General features: G+C 71.3%; 12 protein-coding genes and 2 pseudogenes. 7 read left to right on the forward strand and 7 right to left on the reverse strand.

The annotated features are described in order from the left end of the window. Window positions 1-180: 180 nt before the first annotated feature. The 3 genes and pseudogenes from OIE74_RS28370 to OIE74_RS28380 all read left to right on the forward strand — a co-directional run. Window positions 181-1563 (forward strand): annotated as a pseudogene (locus OIE74_RS28370) (alpha-amylase); the annotation flags it as partial. A 319-nt stretch (window positions 1564-1882) separates the two neighbouring features. Next, window positions 1883-4462, forward strand: a pseudogene (gene pulA, locus OIE74_RS28375) (pullulanase-type alpha-1,6-glucosidase); the annotation flags it as partial. 36 nt (window positions 4463-4498) lie between these two features. After that, window positions 4499-5206, forward strand: coding sequence for a DUF4230 domain-containing protein (locus tag OIE74_RS28380; protein ID WP_443076256.1), 708 nt, complete (start codon window positions 4499-4501; stop codon window positions 5204-5206). Window positions 5207-5212: 6 nt separating this feature from the next. On the opposite strand, the gene OIE74_RS28385 is transcribed toward OIE74_RS28380, so the two are convergent. Beyond that, complete coding sequence (locus OIE74_RS28385; protein WP_329388549.1) at window positions 5213-5974, reverse strand: TetR/AcrR family transcriptional regulator; 762 nt, start codon at window positions 5972-5974, stop codon at window positions 5213-5215. A 52-nt stretch (window positions 5975-6026) separates the two neighbouring features. Here OIE74_RS28385 and OIE74_RS28390 point away from each other — a divergent pair, with 52 nt between their 5' ends. Then, window positions 6027-6455 carry a hypothetical protein gene (locus tag OIE74_RS28390; protein ID WP_329388551.1) on the forward strand — a complete coding sequence of 143 codons (429 nt, stop codon included), beginning with the start codon at window positions 6027-6029 and terminating at the stop codon, window positions 6453-6455. Between the two features lie 16 nt (window positions 6456-6471). On the opposite strand, the gene OIE74_RS28395 is transcribed toward OIE74_RS28390, so the two are convergent. Together OIE74_RS28395 and OIE74_RS28400 are read right to left on the reverse strand one after the other, a co-directional pair. Then, window positions 6472-8355 (reverse strand): hypothetical protein, encoded by a 1884-nt coding sequence (locus OIE74_RS28395; RefSeq protein WP_329388552.1) that lies wholly within the window; start codon window positions 8353-8355, stop codon window positions 6472-6474. A gap of 191 nt (window positions 8356-8546) precedes the next feature. Then, entirely contained in the window at window positions 8547-11699 is a 3153-nt protein-coding gene (locus OIE74_RS28400; protein WP_329388554.1) for an alpha-N-acetylglucosaminidase, read from the reverse strand. Window positions 11700-11867: 168 nt separating this feature from the next. On the opposite strand from OIE74_RS28400, the gene OIE74_RS28405 reads away from it, so the two are divergent. After that, window positions 11868-12380, forward strand: a complete 513-nt coding sequence (locus OIE74_RS28405) for a hypothetical protein (RefSeq protein ID WP_329388556.1) — start codon at window positions 11868-11870, stop codon at window positions 12378-12380. Window positions 12381-12448: 68 nt separating this feature from the next. Here the strand turns inward: OIE74_RS28405 and OIE74_RS28410 are convergent, their stop codons facing one another. From OIE74_RS28410 to OIE74_RS28425, 4 genes are all read right to left on the reverse strand, one after another. Continuing rightward, window positions 12449-13972 carry a DUF1996 domain-containing protein gene (locus tag OIE74_RS28410; protein ID WP_329388558.1) on the reverse strand — a complete coding sequence of 508 codons (1524 nt, stop codon included), beginning with the start codon at window positions 13970-13972 and terminating at the stop codon, window positions 12449-12451. Window positions 13973-14147: 175 nt separating this feature from the next. Continuing rightward, entirely contained in the window at window positions 14148-14801 is a 654-nt protein-coding gene (locus OIE74_RS28415) for a response regulator transcription factor (RefSeq protein ID WP_329388560.1), read from the reverse strand. Beyond that, window positions 14786-16051, reverse strand: a complete 1266-nt coding sequence (locus OIE74_RS28420) for a sensor histidine kinase (protein WP_329388562.1) — start codon at window positions 16049-16051, stop codon at window positions 14786-14788. The genes OIE74_RS28415 and OIE74_RS28420 overlap by 16 nt, the downstream gene beginning before the upstream one ends. A gap of 281 nt (window positions 16052-16332) precedes the next feature. Further along, complete coding sequence (locus OIE74_RS28425; RefSeq protein WP_329388564.1) at window positions 16333-17343, reverse strand: SDR family oxidoreductase; 1011 nt, start codon at window positions 17341-17343, stop codon at window positions 16333-16335. A 119-nt stretch (window positions 17344-17462) separates the two neighbouring features. Here OIE74_RS28425 and OIE74_RS28430 point away from each other — a divergent pair, with 119 nt between their 5' ends. Together OIE74_RS28430 and OIE74_RS28435 are read left to right on the forward strand one after the other, a co-directional pair. Continuing rightward, entirely contained in the window at window positions 17463-18152 is a 690-nt protein-coding gene (locus tag OIE74_RS28430) for a hypothetical protein (protein ID WP_329388566.1), read from the forward strand. 56 nt (window positions 18153-18208) lie between these two features. Further along, complete coding sequence (locus tag OIE74_RS28435; protein WP_329388568.1) at window positions 18209-19735, forward strand: PepSY-associated TM helix domain-containing protein; 1527 nt, start codon at window positions 18209-18211, stop codon at window positions 19733-19735. The last annotated feature ends 36 nt before the right edge of the window (window positions 19736-19771 follow it).

A 19771-nucleotide genomic window follows, 5' to 3' on the forward strand; every position in this document is an offset into this window, starting at 1 on the left:
ACTGGTGTTGCCCCGTGGTGTCCAGAGGGTTGACCGGACGGGGCGGGCCTCGTACGGTCTGCTCGCGACAAGCTTTTGCTTTCTTGCAGCAAGAACCTTCAAGAGCCTTGAGGGCGGGGCCCGTTGCCCTGCGAGGTCTCTGCCCGATCCCCGCACCTCCCCCCCCACGCAGGAGGAAACATGGCCCGCAGAGCTCCCTCCCTCGCCCTCGCCCTGGTGGCGGGCGCGGCGGCCCTCGTCGCCCCCGGAAGTGCCGCCCAGGCGGCGCCTCCCGGCGAGAAGGACGTCACCGCCGTCCTCTTCGAGTGGCGCTTCGACTCGGTCGCCCGTGCCTGCACCGACAGCCTCGGCCCGGACGGATACGGCTACGTCCAGGTCTCCCCGCCCCAGGAGCACATCCAGGGCGGCCAGTGGTGGACCTCGTACCAGCCCGTCAGCTACAAGATCGCCGGCCGCCTCGGCGACCGGGCCGCGTTCCAGAACATGGTCAGCACCTGCCACGCCGCCGGGGTCAAGGTCGTCGCCGACACCGTCATCAACCACATGTCGGCCGGCTCGGGCACCGGCACCGGAGGCACCTCGTACGCCAAGTACGAGTACCCCGGCATCTATTCGGGCGCCGACATGGACGACTGCCGCTCGCAGATCAACAACTACGGCGACCGGGGCAACGTCCAGAACTGCGAACTCGTCGGGCTCGCCGACCTCGACACCGGCGAGGACTACGTACGGGGCCGGATCGCCGCCTACCTGAACGACCTGCGCTCGCTCGGCGTGGACGGCTTCCGGATCGACGCCGCCAAGCACATGCCGGCCGCGGACCTCGCCAACATCAAGTCACGGCTGAGCGATCCGAACGTGTACTGGAAGCAGGAGGCCATCCACGGCGGCGGCGAGGCCGTGTCGCCCGCCGAGTACCTGGGTACCGGAGACGTACAGGAATTCCGCTACGGCCGGAGCCTCAAGCAGGTCTTCCTCAACGAGAACCTGGCCTACCTGAAGAACTTCGGCGAGGGCTGGGGCTTCATGGAGAGCGGCAAGTCCGCCGTCTTCGTGGACAACCACGACACCGAGCGCGGCGGCGACACCCTCAACTACAAGAACGGCGCCACCTACACGCTGGCCAACGTCTTCATGCTGGCCTACCCGTACGGCTCGCCCGACGTGCACTCCGGCTACGAGTTCAGCGACCACGACGCCGGACCTCCCAACGGCGGCACCGTGAACGCGTGTTACGCCGACGGCTGGAAGTGCCAGCACGACTGGCGCGAGATCTCCTCCATGGTCGGCTTCCGCAACGCGGCGCGCGGCCAGGCGGTCACCGACTGGTGGGACGACGGCGGCGACCGGATCGCCTTCGGGCGCGGTTCCAAGGCGTACGTGGCCATCAACTACACCGGCTCCTCGCTCACCCGGACCTTCCAGACGTCGCTGCCGGCCGGTGGTTACTGCGACGTGCAGAGCGGCAACGGCGTCACCGTGAACGGCTCGGGCCAGTTCACGGCGACCCTCGGCGCCAACACGGCAATCGCCCTGCACGCCGGCGCCCGCACCTGCGGCGGCTGACGCCGAACGACCCCCGGCGGACAAGACACCCCCTAGGGGGTGTCTTGTCGATCTTGCCGGGCTCGCGGTCCCTGGTGCCGCGCCTCGCCGCGTTGTCGTCAGTCGCCGACGCTCCGCGTCGGCTCCTTCCTCCGCCTTGCGATCCACGACACCAGACCCCGCTCCCTGATCCGGCCTGACCGACAAGACACCCCCTGGGAGATCCCGCGTGATACGCCCGTCCCTGCCCGCCTTCCCGCGCAGAACGGCCGTGGCCGTCCTGGCCGCGGCCCTCTGCGCGGCGCTGGTGCCCGCGCTGCCGGCCGTCGCCGCCGTACCCACCCCCGATCTCGGCAAGGCCGATGCACAGTGGATCGACCGCTCCACCGTCGTCTGGAAGGTGAAGGCCACCGAGGCCACCAGCCAGCAGCTCGTGTACGCGCCGGACGGCGGCATCACCGTCGAGAAGGGCGCGCTGTCCGAGAAAGGGCACTGGCTGCGGCTCGCCCCGGGGGAGCTGACCGACGCGCAGAAGGCCACGTACCCCCATCTGAAGGACTATCCGGCCTTCACCGTCGACCCGCGCGACCGGGACAGAGCGAGGGAATCGCTGCGCGGCCAGCTCATCGCCACCCAACGGGACGCCAACGGCGCGCTGTTGGCGGCGACCGGCGTACAGATCCCCGGCGTGCTCGACGACCTGTACGCAGCCTCCGCGACGCGCGCCTCGCTCGGCCCCGTCTTCCGGGACGGCCGCCCCACCCTGTCGGTGTGGGCACCCACGGCGAAGCGCGTCGCGCTCGAACTCGACGGGAAGCGCGTGGCGATGCGGCGCGACGACCGCAGCGGCGTGTGGTCCGTGGATGGCCACCGGAGCTGGGCGGGCAAGCCCTACCGGTATGTGGTCGACGTCTGGGCGCCGAGCGTACGGAAGATGGTCACCAACAAGGTCACCGACCCGTACTCGACCGCCCTGACCACCGACTCGGCCCGCAGCCTCGCCGTCGACCTCACCGACCCGAAGCTCGCGCCCAAGGGCTGGTCGAGCCTGAAGAAGCCCGTGGCCGTCCCGATGCGCGACGCGCGGATCCAGGAGCTGCACATCCGCGACTTCTCGATCGCGGACCGCACCTCGGACCACCCCGGCCGCTATCTCGCCTTCACCGACACCCGGTCGAAGGGCATGAAGCACCTCGCCCAACTGGCCGACGCGGGGACCTCCTACGTCCATCTGCTGCCCGCCTTCGACATCGGCACGATCCCGGAGAAGCCGTCCGACCAGCAGCAGCTGGCCTGTGAACTGTCCGTGTACGCCCCCGACTCCGACGAGCAGCAGGCGTGCGTCGCGAAGGCGGCGGCGAAGGACGGCTTCAACTGGGGCTACGACCCGCTGCATTACACGGTGCCGGAGGGCTCGTACGCCAGTGACCCCGAAGGCACCGGGCGCACGGTGGAGTTCCGGCGGATGGTGCGGGGCATCAACGGCACCGGCCTGCGGACGGTGATGGACGTCGTCTACAACCACACCGTGGCGAGCGGTCAGGACCCCAAGTCCGTACTCGACCGGATCGTGCCCGGCTACTACCAGCGGCTGCTCGACGACGGCACCGTGGCGACGTCCACCTGCTGCGCCAACACCGCGCCCGAGAACGCCATGATGGGCAAGATCGTGGTGGACTCGATCGTCACCTGGGCGAAGGAGTACAAGGTCGACGGCTTCCGCTTCGACCTGATGGGCCATCACCCCAAGGCCAACATCCTCGCCGTACGCGAGGCGTTGGACGCCCTGACCCTCGCCGAGGACGGGGTCGACGGGAAGTCGGTCGTCCTCTACGGCGAGGGCTGGGACTTCGGCGAGATCGCCGGCGACGCGCGCTTCGTCCAGGCTACGCAGAAGAACATGGCAGGCACCGGCATCGCGACCTTCTCCGACCGGGCGCGCGACGCGGTACGCGGCGGCGGCCCCTTCGACGAGGACCCCGGGGTCCAGGGCTTCGCATCCGGACTCTTCACCGACCCCAACTCCTCGTCGGCGAACGGCACTCCGGCCGAGCAGCGGGCCAGGCTGCTGCACTACCAGGACCTGATCAAGGTCGGACTCACCGGCAATCTCGCCGGCTACTCCTTCACCGACAGCGCGGGCCGCACCGTCAAGGGCTCCGAGGTCGACTACAACGGCGCGCCCGCCGGTTACGCCGCGGCGCCCGGAGACGCCCTCGCCTACGCCGACGCGCACGACAACGAAAGCCTCTACGACGCCCTGGCCTTCAAGCTCCCGCGCACCACACCGGCCGCCGACCGGGCCAGGGCGCAGGTGCTCGCCATGGCGACCGCGGCGCTCACACAGGGGCCCTCGCTCTCGCAGGCGGGGACGGACCTGCTCCGTTCCAAGTCGCTGGACCGCAATTCGTACGACAGCGGCGACTGGTTCAACGCGATCAACTGGGACTGCCGGGACGGCAACGGCTTCGGGCGCGGTCTGCCGCCCGCCGCCGACAACGAGGACAAGTGGCCTTATGCCAAGCCCTTGTTGGGGACGCCCGGTATCGCTCCCGGCTGCGCGGAGATCTCCGGCGCCTCGGCCGCGTACCAGGACTTGCTGAGGATCCGCACCACGGAGGCGGCCTTCCGGCTCTCCTCCACCGGCGCGGTCCAGTCCGCGCTCTCCTTCCCGCTCTCCGGGCCCGACGAGACGCCGGGCGTCATCACGATGCGCCTCGGGGAGCTGGTGGTGGTCTTCAACGCCACGCCGGACACGACGCGTCAGCGGGTCGAAGGGCTCGCAGGCCGGGCGTACGGGCTGCACCCGGTACAGGCGGTCGGTGCGGACGCCACGGTCAAGAAGGCGGCGTACGGGGCGAGTTCGGGCACCTTCGAGGTCCCGGGACGGACGGTGGCGGTCTTCAGGGGCCGGTGAGGGTGTGAACCCCGGCGGACGGGTAATCCGGTAGGCATGACGTCCACCGGCGTGAAACCAGATCCCGAACAGAGTCGGGGCAGGACCCGCGGGCCCCGTGGGGCGGGAATGCCCTGGTGGATCAAGCTGCCCGCCGGGCTCGTGGTGCTTGTCCTGCTGCTCGGGATCGGCAGCAGGCTCGATCTCGTACCCGGATTCGACGACGTGTTCGGCGAGAAGACGGAGGACCGCACCGGGCCGACCCTTCTCAAGTCCATCCAGGACCTCAGCCAGTACCAGGCCGCGTCCGGGAACTTCCAGGTGGTGGTGGATCTGGAGAAGGACGCCAAGTTCCTCCCCGACACCATCAAGGGGAGCCGTACGCTCTATGTGGGCGCCGGCAGCGTGGGGTCGTACGTGGACCTCGGCGCGGTCGGCGACGAGAACGTCAAGGTCAACGAGGAGCGGACCACCGCGACACTGCGGCTGCCGCACGCCCGGCTCGGCAAGGCGACACTGGACGCCGACCGCTCGTACGCCGTCTCCAAACAGCGGGGGCTGCTCGACCGGCTCGGTGACTTCTTCTCCGACAACCCGGCCGACGAGCGCGCCGTCAACAAGCTCGCCGCCCAGCACATCCAGGAGGCCGCCAAGGACAGCGGACTGACGGAGCGGGCCGAGAAGAACACCACCAGCATGCTGGAAGGTCTGCTCACCTCCCTCGGCTTCAAGGAAGTGACGGTGGTGTACGGGTCGGCGGGCTGACCCGCACTACGCGGTGCGCGCGGCGGGCAGCGGCGACGCCGCCGCCTGTGCCGCTTCCGTTGTCCGGGCCGCCGGCAGCATGGAGGCCAGCTCCGTCAGACGGGTCACCAGATCGCCGAACGGGCCGCCCGGCGGCTCGTCGGCGAGGACCGGCAGCAGAATGCGCGCCATCTCGTCGTCGTACGCCGCGCTCACCGCGGCCAGCGCGGCGAAGTCGTGCACGAGCTGCAACTCCAGTTCGCCGCGCGGGATCCGGCGGCCGTCCAGCCACAGCAGGGCCGTGGACTCGGCGAGCGAGACCCAGGAGCGTACGACCAGTTCCAGCCGGGACGGCGGGGACTGGACGGCGAGGTGGGAGAGGATCTGCTCGTACGCCGCCTGCCGCACCTCGTCGATCATGGCGTTGGCGGTGGACGAGCCCACGGCGGGGCCGCCGCGCATCAGCGCGAAGAAGCCGGGGCCGTGCTCGTCCACGAAGTCGAAGAAGCGCGTCATGACGCGCAGCAGCCGGGCGCCGAGCGGCCCTTCGTGCGGCTCGGCGAAGCGCTCGGCCAGGTCGTCGGCGGCCCGCCGCAACGCGGCCTCGTACAGCGACTGCTTGCCCGGGAAGTAGTGGTAGACGAGCGGCCGGGAGATGCCGGCGGCCGCCGCGATCTCGTCGATGGAGACATGATCGGGCGAGCGGTGGCTGAACAGTTCCAGCGCGACACCGATCAGTTGCTGGCGTCGCTCTTCGACGCCCATTCTGCGTCGGACCCCGGTCGTCATATGAACAGCCTAACCGTCGGTGGCTGAAGCCTGTCGGTTACGCTCGCCGACCATGAGCACATCTGACCAGGAGAAGGTCACCGAAACGCCGGAATCGGAGCCGGAGTCCGGGACCAAGGGGGAGCCGGTCGAAGCCGATCCGGAGGAGGACGACCACGAAGACAGCGACGAGGACGACCACGAAGACGGCGACCACCACGAGGATGACGAGGAGGACGACGACGGCGCCCTCACCCCGCGCCAGGCCCGCCGTCTCCGCGTCGCCGTCGCCTCGGTCCTGCTGGTCGCCATGGCCGCGCTGCTGGGCGTACGGCTCTCCAATCGCGGCTCCGTCCTCGTCGTCGGCCTCTACGGATTGGCCATGATCGTCTGCGGGGTCGTCATCGAACTCAGCAGGCACGGCCGCACCCGCCTGGCCACCTGGCTGCTCGGCGCCGGCCTCCTCGCCACACTCGCCATCGACTGGCTGCTCCTGCCCTGAACCGCGCCCCCGGCCCTCACCGCAGCGCGCCCACCCGCCTGCCGTCGGCCAGCAGCCCGTCCAGCTCCGCCCGGTCGCCCGGCCTCGCCGGTACCGCGAGCACCCGGCCCCGCGCGTCACCCGTGACACCGCCCGTCGCACGGACGGACCGGAACTGCTCGCTGCCGGCGGCCAGTACGTACCACCGGCCGCCACGCGACTTCCACAGCACCCCCGCGAGCACGGAGGGCTCGCGCGCGCCGCACGCCGACGAGCCCGATGACCGCGCGGCGACCGCCCCCGGCCGCGGCGCCCCGGCCTTCGCCGTCGGCGGCTGGAACTGCGCCAGGACCCTGTTCTCGGTGCCCCGCCACGTCTCCGCGCGGGTGCACACCCACGTCGCGCCGCCGTTGGACTCGGGCAGGCTCTGGCTCGCGTACTGCCAGGAGTTCACCGTCCGCACGCCGTGCGAGCGCACCGCGGGCAGCAGACACGCCGTTCGCGCCCAGGCGGCCCGCGCCGCGCTCCCCGACACATCGACCGGCGCCGACGGGGGGCCCGACGTCAGCCGCGCGGGCGTGAGTTCGCCGAGGTCGGACAGCAGCCGTACGGCGCTCGCGTCCTTCTCGGTCACCTCCAGCACGTCCCACGCCCCGCACTCCGTCTTCTCGCCGGGTGCCGGCAGAGGATCGGTCACCCCGTCCGCGCCGCGCCGCAGCGGCCGGGCGTCACCGGCCGGATCGAGCAGATCCCGCACGGACGTCCCCCGCACCCAGGGGGCGGTCAGATAGCGCACGTTGCCGTCCGTGCGGGCGGCGACCAAGGCGTACGTGGCGGGTGCCGCGCCCGGCGCGGTGTCGGCCGCCGCCCCGTCGACCCGGGCGAAGTCCAGCGCCACGGGGCCGGTGCCGGTGCGGGGTTCCGCGTACCGGGCGATCCGCAGCCCGTCGTACAGCAGCACCACCCGTGCCTGGTCGACCTCGCCGGCGTACAGCAACTGCGCCGGTCCCATCGGCGGCCCCACAGGCGTGGCCGGTGTGGAGGAGACCCGCACCGACGTACCTGGCCCGGCCCAGACCGCCAGCGCCCGGCGCAGCAGCGGCCGGTCGTCGGTGAGCGCGCCGCGCGTGGGCCACACGGAGAAGTCGGTCCGCGCGGAGGTGCGCCACGCGTCCTGCGAGACGCGCCGTACCTTCGCCGGGTCGATCGCCGCCTCGGCGGCGGCATTGCGGGTGTACGACGGGGCTGCGGCGCCGTTCGCGCCCCAGCCGTCGCCGGGCAGCCCGAGGAGCGTGCCGCAGACGGCCACCGCGGCGACCCCCGCGACCGCCGCCCGCGCGTGCTGGCGCCGGCGCAGCAGATCGGTGGGGCGGGCCTGGAGCGAACAGGGGTCGTACTCCGGGGACTCCAGCAGCGCCACGCCCTCCGTACCGATGCCGTCGGCCTCCGTGAGCGCCGCGTGCGCGTCGTCCACCCCACAGCCGGCGAGCAGCCGGCGCACGTCCGGGTCGGACAGCCCTTCCAGGCCCCTCAGCACGAAGGCGGCCCTGGCGCCGCCGGAGAGGGCCGACAGGCGCTGGTCGAGGGCGAGTTCGTCGGCGCCGCCCGAGCGCGGGAACAGCCGCAGTCCCCACACGTGCGGCAGCAGCGGCGGCAGCTGGGCGCGCCGGGGCCACGCGAGACGGCGCAACGGCCGCCCCGCGTCGAGCGCCTGCCGCAGCACCCGGGAACGTACGTAGGCGTATCCGCCGTCGGGCGTGGCCGTCGTGACAGGCGTGCGGTTGTGCGGCAGGGAGCGCTGGACGACGGCGTGCGCGGTCAGCACGCGGCGGTTCCGCCCGAGGGCGGGAGGCAGCACGAGATAGGCGAGCCGCACCAGCCGCTGATAGTGCTCGACGAGGGCTGCCTCGGCCTGTTCCACGTCGATGGGCGCGGGAGCGGGTCCGGGGGGAGTGGGAGCTGCGGCGGTCGCGGAGGCCGTTGCGGCGTCGGATGGAGGCACATTCAGCAGAACGAGCGATTCGTCGGATGGTCACCCCGAACGACTGCAACTCCCTTGCGGGGCGGGGGAATTCGGGGTGCCGGCCGACGCCCCCGGCCGGGCTCCCGGCGCTACTTGCCCCCAGTGCTCCCGCCCGAGACCGCCCAGTCGCCGAACTCCACCGTGCCCCGCAGCCCGCTGCTCCCGTTCGTCGCGCTCATGAACAGGCCCACGTCCTGGACCTCCGCCGCGCCCGGCACCCGCACCGTGGCGACCGTGCGCCAGGTCGCCCCGGCATCCGTCGAGCACGCGCCCGTGAACTGGCCCCCGGACCGCGTCAGCCGCAGCAGCACCGGTGCCGTGACGCCGGTGACGCGCTGGTACGTGTCCAGCGTGCCGTCGCCCGTCGTGTCGTACGAGAGCACGACGCCGTTCGACGGTGTCACCGCCAGGTTGACGATGCCGGGTGAGCCGGCCGTCGCGAGACTGTCGCGGACGATGATGCCCGCGCGGGCCCACGCTCCGGTGTTCTCCTGCGAGTCCACCCGCACCGTCACGCTCACCCCGTCCGCGAACGCGCCTCCTACGAAGGCCGCGCCGAACTGCGTCGTCGCCCGCCACAGGTCCTGGCCGCCGCCGTTGATCGCGTAGCGGTCGCCCAGCTGCCCGAAGACCGCGCCGTTGTTGCTGTACGTACGCCACCCGGCGGCGAGCGGCCCGGCGACGTACACCGCGCCCCGCTGGATGGTCCGCACGCGCTCCTCGCCGCTCGGGCCGAACCGCAGCGCCAGTTCGTACGGCAGCGGGCGCAGCGGCACCGTGAGCGGCTCGGCGGGTGCCGTCACCGACCAGGAGACGGATCCGGTGCCGGCCGGACCGACGGCGGAGAGCCGGGTCGGGCCGTCCGGGCGGGCGTCGGGCCCGGTCAGGGCGAAGTCGACGGGGCCGGTGCCGCGCAGGCCGTTGGCGTTCTTGAAGTCCGCCTTCACCGTGCCCGTACTGCCCGGTGCGAAGGCGATCGGGTCGGCCGTGACGCTGACCGTGCCCTGGTACGGGGCGGTGGCCAGGGTGTCCCGTACGCGCAGCGCCGTCCGGTACGCGTCCCCCGTCGCCCGTACCGGATAGCTCCCGCGCCCCCGGGTCCATGCCTCCTCGTCCACGTACCAGTCGAACGTCTTCGGCTCCCGCCCGGCGGCCAGCGCGTCGGTCAGCTCGTCCAAGTAGGCCTGCCACTGCGGCAGATGGACGTCGGCGAGCAGGCCCTGCCAGTCGCGGTTGGCGTAGTTGCTCAAGTGTCCGGCCGCCGACCGGTCCGCCCACGTGGTGATCAGCGTGCGCGCCGTCCACTCCAGCGTCACGGCCTCCGCCGGGCCGGTCGCCAGCCGTTTGGCGTCCTCCAGCCACGGCCCCAGCAGGAACGAACGGTGGCACCCCGCCATCGTGTCGCTCAGCCGCATCAGCTTCAGCCACAGAGCGGCCAGCGCGCGGAACGTCGCGGCGTCGCCTCCTTGGAAGGCGCCGCGCAACTGCGGCAGCAGCAGCCGGGAACGGTTGGCGAGCGCCTGCCTGGCCAGCTCCGTCACATCGTGCCGGTAGGCCTCCGAGCCGCGCAGCTCCTCCCGTACACCGAGCAGCGAGCCGAAGGCCTTGTCGAACTCGGCGGTGTCGAAGGCTGTTCCCACAGAGGAGGTGAGGGAGGGCCGGCGCGAGAAGAGGGAGTCGACGGGGCGGCCGTCGGTGGTCGTCAGCCGGTACGCCGTCGCCGCGAGCACACCGAAGGCGTCCCGCGCGGCGCTGTCCTCGCCGCCGTACCGCAGATCGGCGTACGACCGGAACCAGCCCGCGCGCTCGACCGCCTCCTCCCGCCACGCCAGTTCGCTGAACAGCTCGAAGGCGGCCGGGTCGCGCTCGGTGGCCTCCGGCATGTACGCCGTCCCGACGAGCGCGCTGCCCGGCTTGTCGCGCCAGGCCGTGAACCGCTCCGTCCAGCGGTCGGAGTTGGCGCCCAGCGTGGTGCGCCCGCCGAAGTTCGGGATGGTGCCGAAGGCGTACGGCGCGCCGCCCCAGTCCCGCTCGCGGTCGGTCACCGAGTCCAGGTCGGACAGGCCGTCCACGATCAGCACGCGGTCGGTGTCGATGGCGTCGAGCAGGGCAGGCACGGGGTTGGTCTGCCAGCCGAGGATCACCCACGTCGCGTCGGGGCGAGCCTTGTGGAGCGAGGTCTCGACCGCGCGGGCCGCGTCGGGCACCGGTACGTCACCGGCGTCGCCGCCCTCGTGCAGCAGGTCCATCTTGAAGTGGTCCACCTCGCCGAAGAGGTCGCTCTGGTGCCGGTAGAAGGCGGCGGCGACATCGGCGAAGACGGGCGTGCGCGGGTCGAGCCAGTCGGGGCGCGGCAGCCCGTTCCACATGCCCTGGGGCACGGTCCGCGCACGGGGGTTGCGGGCGGCGAAGCCGGCCGGGACGGTGCCGAAGTAGCCGGGGAGCACGGGGGCCATGCCCAGCTCGCGCATCCGGTCGGTGATCCGCCGGCCGAGCCCCGCGCGGCGCGCGATCAGCTCGGGGGAGAGCGGGCCGCCGTACGCGCTCATGTTCTGGAGCAGCCACCACGGCTGGTGGGAGGGCGCGGGCAGCCAGGTGCGGGCCTCGGTGTCGGTGTAGCCGAAACCGGTCAGCAGCCGGTGGTAGACGGCCTCCTGGCCGGTGGTGACCAGGACCTCGTTGCAGCCGTGCAGGGCGAGGATGTCGAGCAGGCGCTCCCAGTGCGGCCAGTCGGCGTACGGGGCGGTGTACCCGTCGTGGGTGTCGTTGAGGGCGAACCGGTGCCGTACGGTCGCGGAGCGCTCCAGCGGGCGGCGGGGCGCGGGAAGCGTGGCTGGCAGGTCGAGTTGGCCGCCCGACCAGCTGATGTGGGCGCCGCACACGTACTTGAGATACCAGTGCACCCCGGTGAGCAGGACGCCGGCGTCGGTGCCCGACACCTCGATCCGTCCGGCGGCCCCGGCGACGCGGAACCGCTCGGGGCCGCCCACCACTTGGAAGCGGAACTGGTCAGCGTGGCGGGGGAGCAGCCGGCCCACGGCGGCGCGGGCGGCGTCGGCGGCGTCGGTGGCGGCCGTGGCGGCTGTCGCGGTGGCCGTTGTGGTGGCGCCGGATGCGGAGGGGCGGGCCGCGGCTACGGAGGGCGCGGCCAGTGCCACGCCGACTCCGACCGCCCCCGCGCCGGCCAGCACCGCTCGTCTGGAGGGAGCGGCGGGAGGGACGGGACTCGGCAGCTCGGTCATCGGCGGTCCTCTTCCTCGGTTACTGGTTTCCTCGGTCACTGGTGTGACGTCACAGGGTGTGACAAGAGGTGCGTGCGGAGCGCACGTTAATGAGGGGGAGGGGGGTGGGCAACGATGTGATGCGTCGTTCACCCGCGCGAGGGCTTGTAAAGAGGGCACGATGGCCGAATGCGTACCGAGCGACCCCGAGTGGCACTGGTGGTGCCGGCCCTGGCCCTGGCTCTGCTGAGCGGCTGCGGAGCGAATGACGACGAGGCCCCTGAGACGCCGAAGACGGCGACAGGGAGCCTCGAACAGCTGGCCGAGCAGGCCGAGTGCGATCCGAACGTGCAGACCGACGCTGAGGAGTTGCGTCAGGCGAACTGCAAGACGGGTTACGGCAGATACATCCTCACCACGTTCGAGACCGACCGCGGTCTGCGCGAGTGGATCAACGAGGCCAACGACTACGGCGGTTCGTATCTCGTCGGCAGGAAGTGGGTCGCCAGCGGCGACGCGAAGACGGTCGAGTCGCTGCGCGGCCGGCTGGGCGGGGACGTCGAGACGGCCCCTGAGCACCACGAGGGGGGCGGGAACGGCGACGGCGGGGCCGACGGCGGTGGTCACGGCGACAGCGGTGGTCATGGTGACAGCGCGGGCCACGACGGAGAGGGCCACTCGGGCCACCCCAAGAAGAGCTGACGACAGCAGGCACCGGAGGGGCTCGTAGGGCCCCTCCGGTGCCTGGGAATTACCTCAGACCGCTACTTCTAGTTGCATTCCTTGCCGGTGTTGATGCAGTCGACCATCTTGTTCATCACGTTCTCGTCGAAGACATTGATGAAGTCTCCGTGGTCGGTGACGGGCTTGTGCAACTGCTCCGGGAAGGAGTCCACCGCGAAACCGGGACCCGGCGGGAGGTCGTACACGATCCGCTGCTTCAGCTGCGGAATCGCCTGGAATCCCTCCTGGCACTGACCGTTCTCGTCGGCGAACGCGACATGCGTGCGGTGATTCGCGCTGTCGGTGTTCTGTCCGTCCCAGCAGCTCTGGAAGTCGAACGAACGCACCACCTGGCTGCCCGCGGGGCAGATCGGGTATTTGTCCTTCAGCTGGCGGTCCTCGAATCCGGTGCAGCTCCACGAGGCATTCGCGTTGGCGTCGCCGTTGACGAACGCCTTCGCGTCACCGGTGATGATGCGGAGGAATCGGGGCATCGCCGTGACCTTGGACGTGGCATTTCCGGCGAATTGCAGCGTGACCTCGGACGGGGTCTGGATCTCGCCGACGTTGCCGTCCTTGCCGCCGCCGTCCTCGTTGGCGTCGTTCTCGTTCTGGCCGTTCTGGAGGCGGATCACCGGCCAGTAGTAGGTCGACTTGTCGCCCTGCTCGTTGCAGGTCGTCTCACCGTTGGCCAGATCGTCGTCGCTCGCGAAGGCGTTGTTGGCCTGGTTGCCCACGTAGTCGTGCTTGTGGTGGGCGCCGTTGCTCACACCGGGCGCGGCGATGACGTTGTCCGAGTTGAAGAGACCGTTCTCGTTGCGGCCGCAGTCGGTGGTGAAGGTGCCGGTCGACGCCTGCTCCTGCTCCTGCGGCTGCTGCACGTTGGGCTCGATGGACTCGATCTCCACGAAGTCGGAGGCATCGGGGCCGTTGCCGGGCGGCTGCTCGCCGCCACCCTGGCCACCGTCCTGACCGCCGTCCTGGCCCGCGTTCTGGCCCTGACCGCCGTCCTGCCCGGCGTTCTGCCCACCGTTCTGACCCTGACCGCCGTCCTGACCCTGACCGCCGTTCTGGCCGCCGCCCGGGTCACCCTCGTTCGGGGTGTCGTCGGGGCGCATGGTGCACGGCGCCAGCGAGTCCAGGTTCTTCTGCCAGTGCCCGGCCCGCTTGAGCGCGGTGCGGATGCGCTTGAGGCTGGCCAGCCGCTGCTTCTTCAGCGGCTTCAGGATCTTCTTCTCGGTAAGTCTCGGATCGCTCTCCAACTTCGTTTTGTTGTCGGCGAACCGCTTGTACGCGACAGTTATCTGCGTGTCCATCCGGGCCAGTTCCCGGTCGACCTGGGCACGGGCCCGCCTCGGCACCTTGGTGAGCTCATTGACGACTTCTGGACAGTCGATGGTGGACATCTGGCGCCCGGCATTCTGGATCCGCTGATCCTGACCGGAGCGGCCTTCTCCCGCGGATGCGTAGACATTTACCGCTACCAGCCCACCCCCGCCCAGAATCAAGGCAGCCGCGGCCGCGATGGCCCGGTTCGCCAGTGTCGAGCGTTTTCTTGACGTGCGTCCCATGGAACTCCTCAAGCTTCAGTGCCGGTTCAGGGGGATCTCCGGCGGGGGGAGGAAGCGCTCCCTTCCATACGCACGTCAAACGCGGCCTGTTCAGCGGGCGGTGGAATTCATAGAAATCTCCATCAACAAACCGGGCGGATGCCCTCAACACGTCCTAGGCCGTGTCTTCAGCCCCTCACTGCTGTCCCCGGTCCAGATAGGCGATCACCGCGAGCACCCGCCGGTTGTCGTCGTCCGACACCGGCAGCCCGAGCTTCCCGAAGATGTTCGAGGTGTGCTTGGACACCGCCCGCTCGGTGACGACGAGCTGGGAGGCGATCGCGGCGTTCGACCTGCCCTGCGCCATCAGCTCCATCACCTCGCGCTCACGGGGCGTCAGCTGGCCGATCGGCTTGTCCTGGGCCCTGCGGGAGAGCAGTTGCTGGATGACCTGGGGGTCCATCGCCGTACCGCCGGCGGCGACCCGGCGCACCGCGTCGATGAACTGGTCGGCGTCGAAGACCCGGTCCTTCAGCAGATATCCGATGCCGCCGTTGCCGTCGGCCAGCAACTCCCGTGCGTACAACTGCTCCACATGCTGCGACAGGACGAGGACGGGCAGCCCGGGGCGGTCCCGGCGCGCGGCGAGCGCGCACTGAAGACCCTCGTCGGTGTGGGACGGCGGAAGCCGGACGTCGACCACGGCGACGTCCGGCTCCAGCTCTTTGAATGCTTTGGTCAGTTCGGGTCCGGTCTCCACGGCGGCCAGGACCTCGAAGTCGTACGCCTCCAGCATCCGGACCAGACCGTCTCGGAGCAGGAAGAGGTCTTCGGCTAGGACAACTCGCAAGGGATCTCCACGGTGACCATGGTGGGGCCGCCCTCCGGACTGCTGACGGCCAGGATGCCGTCGAATGTACCGAGTCGGCGCTCCAGTCCGCTCAGCCCGGTGCCCGAACCGATCTTCGCGCCGCCTTCACCGTTGTCACCGATCGCGACACGCAGCATGGAGTCCGAGTGGATCATGTCGATCCAGATCCGGTCCGCGTTCGAGTGCTTGATCGCGTTGGTGAGGATCTCACTCACCGCGAAGTACGCGGCCGACTCCACCGGCGCGTCGGCCCGGCCCCGCAGATCCACCTGTACGTCGGTCTCCACCGGCAGCCGCAGCGCCAGCGCCTTCACCGCGTCGCCAAGACCGCGCTCGGCGAGCACCGGCGGGTGGATGCCCCTGACCAGGTCGCGCAGCTCGGTCAGCGCCTCGGCGGAGGACTGGCGGGCGTTGGCGATGAGCTCCTTGGCCTTGGCCGGGTTCTTCTCGATGAGCGCCTCGATCGTCCCCAGGTCCATGCCCATGGCGACCAGCCGGGCCTGGGCGCCGTCGTGCAGATCCCGCTCGATCCGGCGCAGTTCGGCGGCGGAGGTGTCCACGGCGTCGTGCCGCGTCTCGGTGAGGTGGGCGACCCGCTGGGCCAGCTCCTGGTCCTGGGTGGGGGCGAGCAGCGACTTGGCCAGCAGGAAGTGGCCGCGCTGGATGTCGCCGCCGTACCGGAGGCCGAACGCCGCGATGGCCGCGCCCAGCGCCGCCGCGAGCAGGCCGGTCAGCTGGCTGTCGACGGGGACGAAGCCGTACCAGAACGCCTTGTCCTCGAAGACCTGCCACAGACCGGCCGCCAGCACGAGACCGTCCAGCGGATAGATGAACAGGCCCACGGTGAACAGCGCGATCGTCGCCCCCGCCGTCATGTCCACCAGCAGCCACGCCAGGTCACGCCAGGTCGCCGGGTCCTTCAGCATGAGCGTGGTCCGCTCCACGTGGCCGGTGACACCGGTGCGCAGATCGGCGGGCATCGGGCGGTACGGCACCGGGATCCTGACGTCCGACCAGGTGGCCGCGAGGAGCCGGCGCCGGTTGGCGTGCGCCCGCACCGCGGTCAGTACATAGGGGGTGGAGAAGAAGCCGATGCCGAGCAGGACGAAGGTGATCGAGAGCACCGAGAGGACGAACAGTGTGATGGAGCCGGCCAGTGCGATCACCGACAGTGCCAGCCCCCGGCCCGTTGTCCTTGCCGCCTCGGCGAGCATCTTCTTCCCGTTCATCGTGCGTCCTCTCTTCGTCGCCCGTGCCCCGACGGCGACCGGTCATAGGGGGTGTCTTGTCGATCTTGCCGGGCTCGCGTGCCCTGGTGGCGCGCTCCCTGACCCGGCCTGATCGACAAGACACCCCCTGCGCCCTCCGACGGGCACGACCATCAGTCTGCCGTGCGGCGCCCGTCGTACGTGAGCGGTTTCCGCCCCCAATCGGTGGTGTACCTAGCACCACTCGTACGCCCCCCTGGCATCCCCCTGACCAGGATCCGCGACGGGTCCGTCACCGAGAGTCAGCTGTTCAGCAGGTCCGCCTCCACTTCCGGCGCGAGCCCGAGCCTCGGGCGGTCCGGGCGCTGCGGGGCCTCGCCGCCGATCGACCGGAGCCACGCCCAGGTGTCGGCGACCGTCTCCCGCGCCGGCCGGCACCGCAGCCCCGCCGCGACCGCCTTGGAGACGTCACCGCGGTGCATCATGTCGTGCACCTCACCGGGCGGCAGCCAGATCGGCAGCTGGGTCCACGGTTCGACTCCGGCGGCGAGGATCGTCTCCGGGTCGGTCCAGCGCAGCTCGGCGTCCGACCCGGTGACCTCGGCACACGCCTCCAGCAACCCGCCCATCGTGACGTGGCCGGACGGACTCACCAGGTTGTACGCGCCCCCGAGGCCGCGCGCCGCCGCGTCGAGGGTCCACTCGGCGAGGTCGCGTACGTCGATGTACTGCAACGGGTTGTCGCGCGGACCGGGCGCGAGTACCGGTCCGCCGCGTGCGATCCGGCCCAGCCACCAGGGCAGCCGTCCCACGTTCTCCCACGGGCCGAGGATCAGGCCCGCGCGCACCAGCAGGGCGCGGTCGCCGAAGGCCGCGTCGGCGGCCAGCTCGCCGCCGCGCTTGTCCCGCGCGTAGTCGCTCTCCTCGGCGTCCGCCGAGGCGCCCTCCACCAGTGGGCCGTCCTCGTCGAGCCCGGCGGGGGTCGGATACGCGTACACCGAACGGCTGGAGACGTACGCGTAGCGGCCCGCCCGGCCTGCCAGCAGCCGGGCCGCGTCGCGGACGACGGACGGTGCGCCCGACCAGGTGTCGACGACCACGTCCCATTCGGGGGCGTTGTCGGTGCTGTCGACGCTGTCGGTGAGGGCGGCGAGGCCGTCCGGCGCGGTGCGGTCGCCGTGCAGGACGCGGACCCCCGCCGGTGCCTCGTGACGGCCCCGGTGGAAGACGGTCACCTGCCACTCCCGCGCCAGCGCGGCCTCGGCCACGGCGCGGCCCACGAACTCGGTGCCACCCAGAATCAGAAGTCTCATTCCTCGACTCTGGCACGGGGCTGTCCGATTACCGGAGGGGTTCTGCTGCGGGCATAGCAGGTCGGCGTCGTTCGCACCATCTGCCGCACGCGCCACGGGAATGGCAGCATGAGCGCACCATGACAGATGCCCGGTCGCCGATACGCGCCTTGCGGGCCGCGATCCTCGCGGCGGTGTGCGTGACACTGGCGGCCGTGGGGCATTCGTCCATGTCTCCGCATCAAATTCCGCTCGGTGTCCTTACGGTGGCATTCGCCGTGACCGCAGGTCTGTCGTGGCTCGCGGCCGGCCGGCGCTGCGGCATCGGCTTCATCGGACCCGCCGTTCTCGGCGCGCAGGCCGCGCTGCATGTGACGTTCACCGCCGTCGGAACGGATGGCGGGGTGCTGTCGCCGGACCACGCCCACGCGGCGGCGGGCATGGACATGGGAGAGGGCGCGAGGGCGGAGGGGATCGGCGGCACGGTGACCGCCGTCCTGGCCGCCGCCGGCGACACCTCGCCCGGCATGCTCGCCGCCCACCTGCTCGCCGGCGCCGTCTGCGCCCTGTGGCTGGCCCGCGGCGAGGCCGCGTTCTTCCGGCTCGCCGGGACCGTCGCCGCCTTCGCGTTCACCCCGCTGAGGCTGCTGCTCGCCGCGCCCCGGCCCCTCGCCGTACCGCCGCCCGTACGGCCCCGGCACCGCTCCCGCGCACCGCACCGGACGCGCGGCGCCGTGCTGGCCCATGCCGTGTCCCGGCGGGGCCCACCGGCGCAGGGCGCGCCTCCGATCCGTACGACGGCCTCCGGGGCCGCCGCCGCTCTGGTCTGACCTGGGCGGGGCCCGGGGGTCGATGTCCCCGTGCCACGCCAACTCCTAGGACAGTCATGGCCATTGACGACCCCGTACAAGGTGCAGACACCCCGGGCACCGGTCCCGCGACAAAGAAGACAAGCACCAAGGCAGGCAGCAAGACAGGCGCGAAGAAGGCCGGCACGAAGGCCGACACGAAGCCGGGAACCGCCCCGGCCACCACCTGGGGCGCGGTGCGCCCGCTCGTCCTGCGGCTCCACTTCTACGCGGGTCTGCTCATCGCCCCGCTCCTGCTGATCGCCGCCACCACGGGGCTGCTCTACTCGCTCTCGTACCAGGCCGAGAAGATCGTCTACCGCCAGGAGCTCCGCTCCCCGGACAGCGACCGTACGGCCATGCTCTCCCAGCAGGTGGAGGCGGCACGCGCCGAGCACCCCGACGGCAAGGTCACCGCCGTCTGGCCCTCGTCGGACGACGAGGAGTCCACCCGGGTCCTGATGACGATGCCGGACAGCGAGGAGAGCAAGTCGCTGGCCGTGTTCGTCGATCCGCACACCGCGCAGATACGCGGCGAGCTGGAGAGTTACGGCTCCTCCGGAGCTCTCCCGCTGCGTGCCTGGATCTCCGAACTCCACCGCCATCTGCACCTCGGCGAGCCCGGCCGTATCTACAGCGAGACCGCCGCCAGCTGGCTGTGGGTCGTCGCGCTCGGCGGACTGCTGCTCTGGATCGGCCGCAGAAGGACCTCCAAGCGCGCCCTGCTCCGGCCCGAACGCGGAGCCACCGGCCGCCGCAGAACGCTCACCCGGCACGGCGCGCTCGGCATGTGGGCCGCCACCGGATTCCTGCTGCTCTCCGCGACGGGCCTGACCTGGTCGACGTACGCGGGCGCCAACATCGGCGCCGTACAGGACCAGTTGGGCGGCGCCACCCCCGTCGTCTCGGCCGAGCTGAAGAGCGGCTCGGGGGCGGGCGCCGGCTCCGGAGAGCACGAGGGGCACGGGGGCGGCGACAGCGGGCCCGGCGGTGACCACGAGGGCATGGACATCGGCATCGACAACGCGCTGACCGCCGCGCGCCAGGCCGGGCTCGACGGCCCCGTGAGCGTGAAACCGCCCGCCGAGGGGACGGCGTATGTCGTCGCCCAGCGGGACAACCAGTTCCCGGTCCGGCTGGACTCCGTCTCGGTCGACCCCGGCACCGGCCTGATCCTCGACGAACTGCGGTTCGCCGACTACCCGTTGCTCGCCAAGCTCACCCGGTTCGGAATCGACGCCCATATGGGGCTCACGCTGGGTCTCGTCAACCAGCTGCTGCTCGCCGCCCTCGCCCTCTCGCTGATCCTGATCATCGTGTGGGGCTACCGCATGTGGTGGCAGCGCAGGCCCACCCAGGACCGGAAGCTGGGTGTGGGCAAGCCGATGGCGCGGGGGGCGTGGCGGAAGGTGCCGCTGTCGGTGCTGCTGCCGCTGATCGCGGTGGCGGCGCTGGTCGGCTGGTTCGTACCGCTGCTCGGCATCACGCTGGTGGCGTTCCTGGTCCTGGACGTGGTGCTGGGCGCGGTGGCGCGGGCGCGTGCGAGGGCCGGGGCGGCTGCGTAGTGCTCAGGTGTGAGGCCCTCGCCGGACCGACCGGCG

It is taken from the genome of Streptomyces sp. NBC_01716 (assembly GCF_036248275.1).
Classification (GTDB): domain Bacteria; phylum Actinomycetota; class Actinomycetes; order Streptomycetales; family Streptomycetaceae; genus Streptomyces.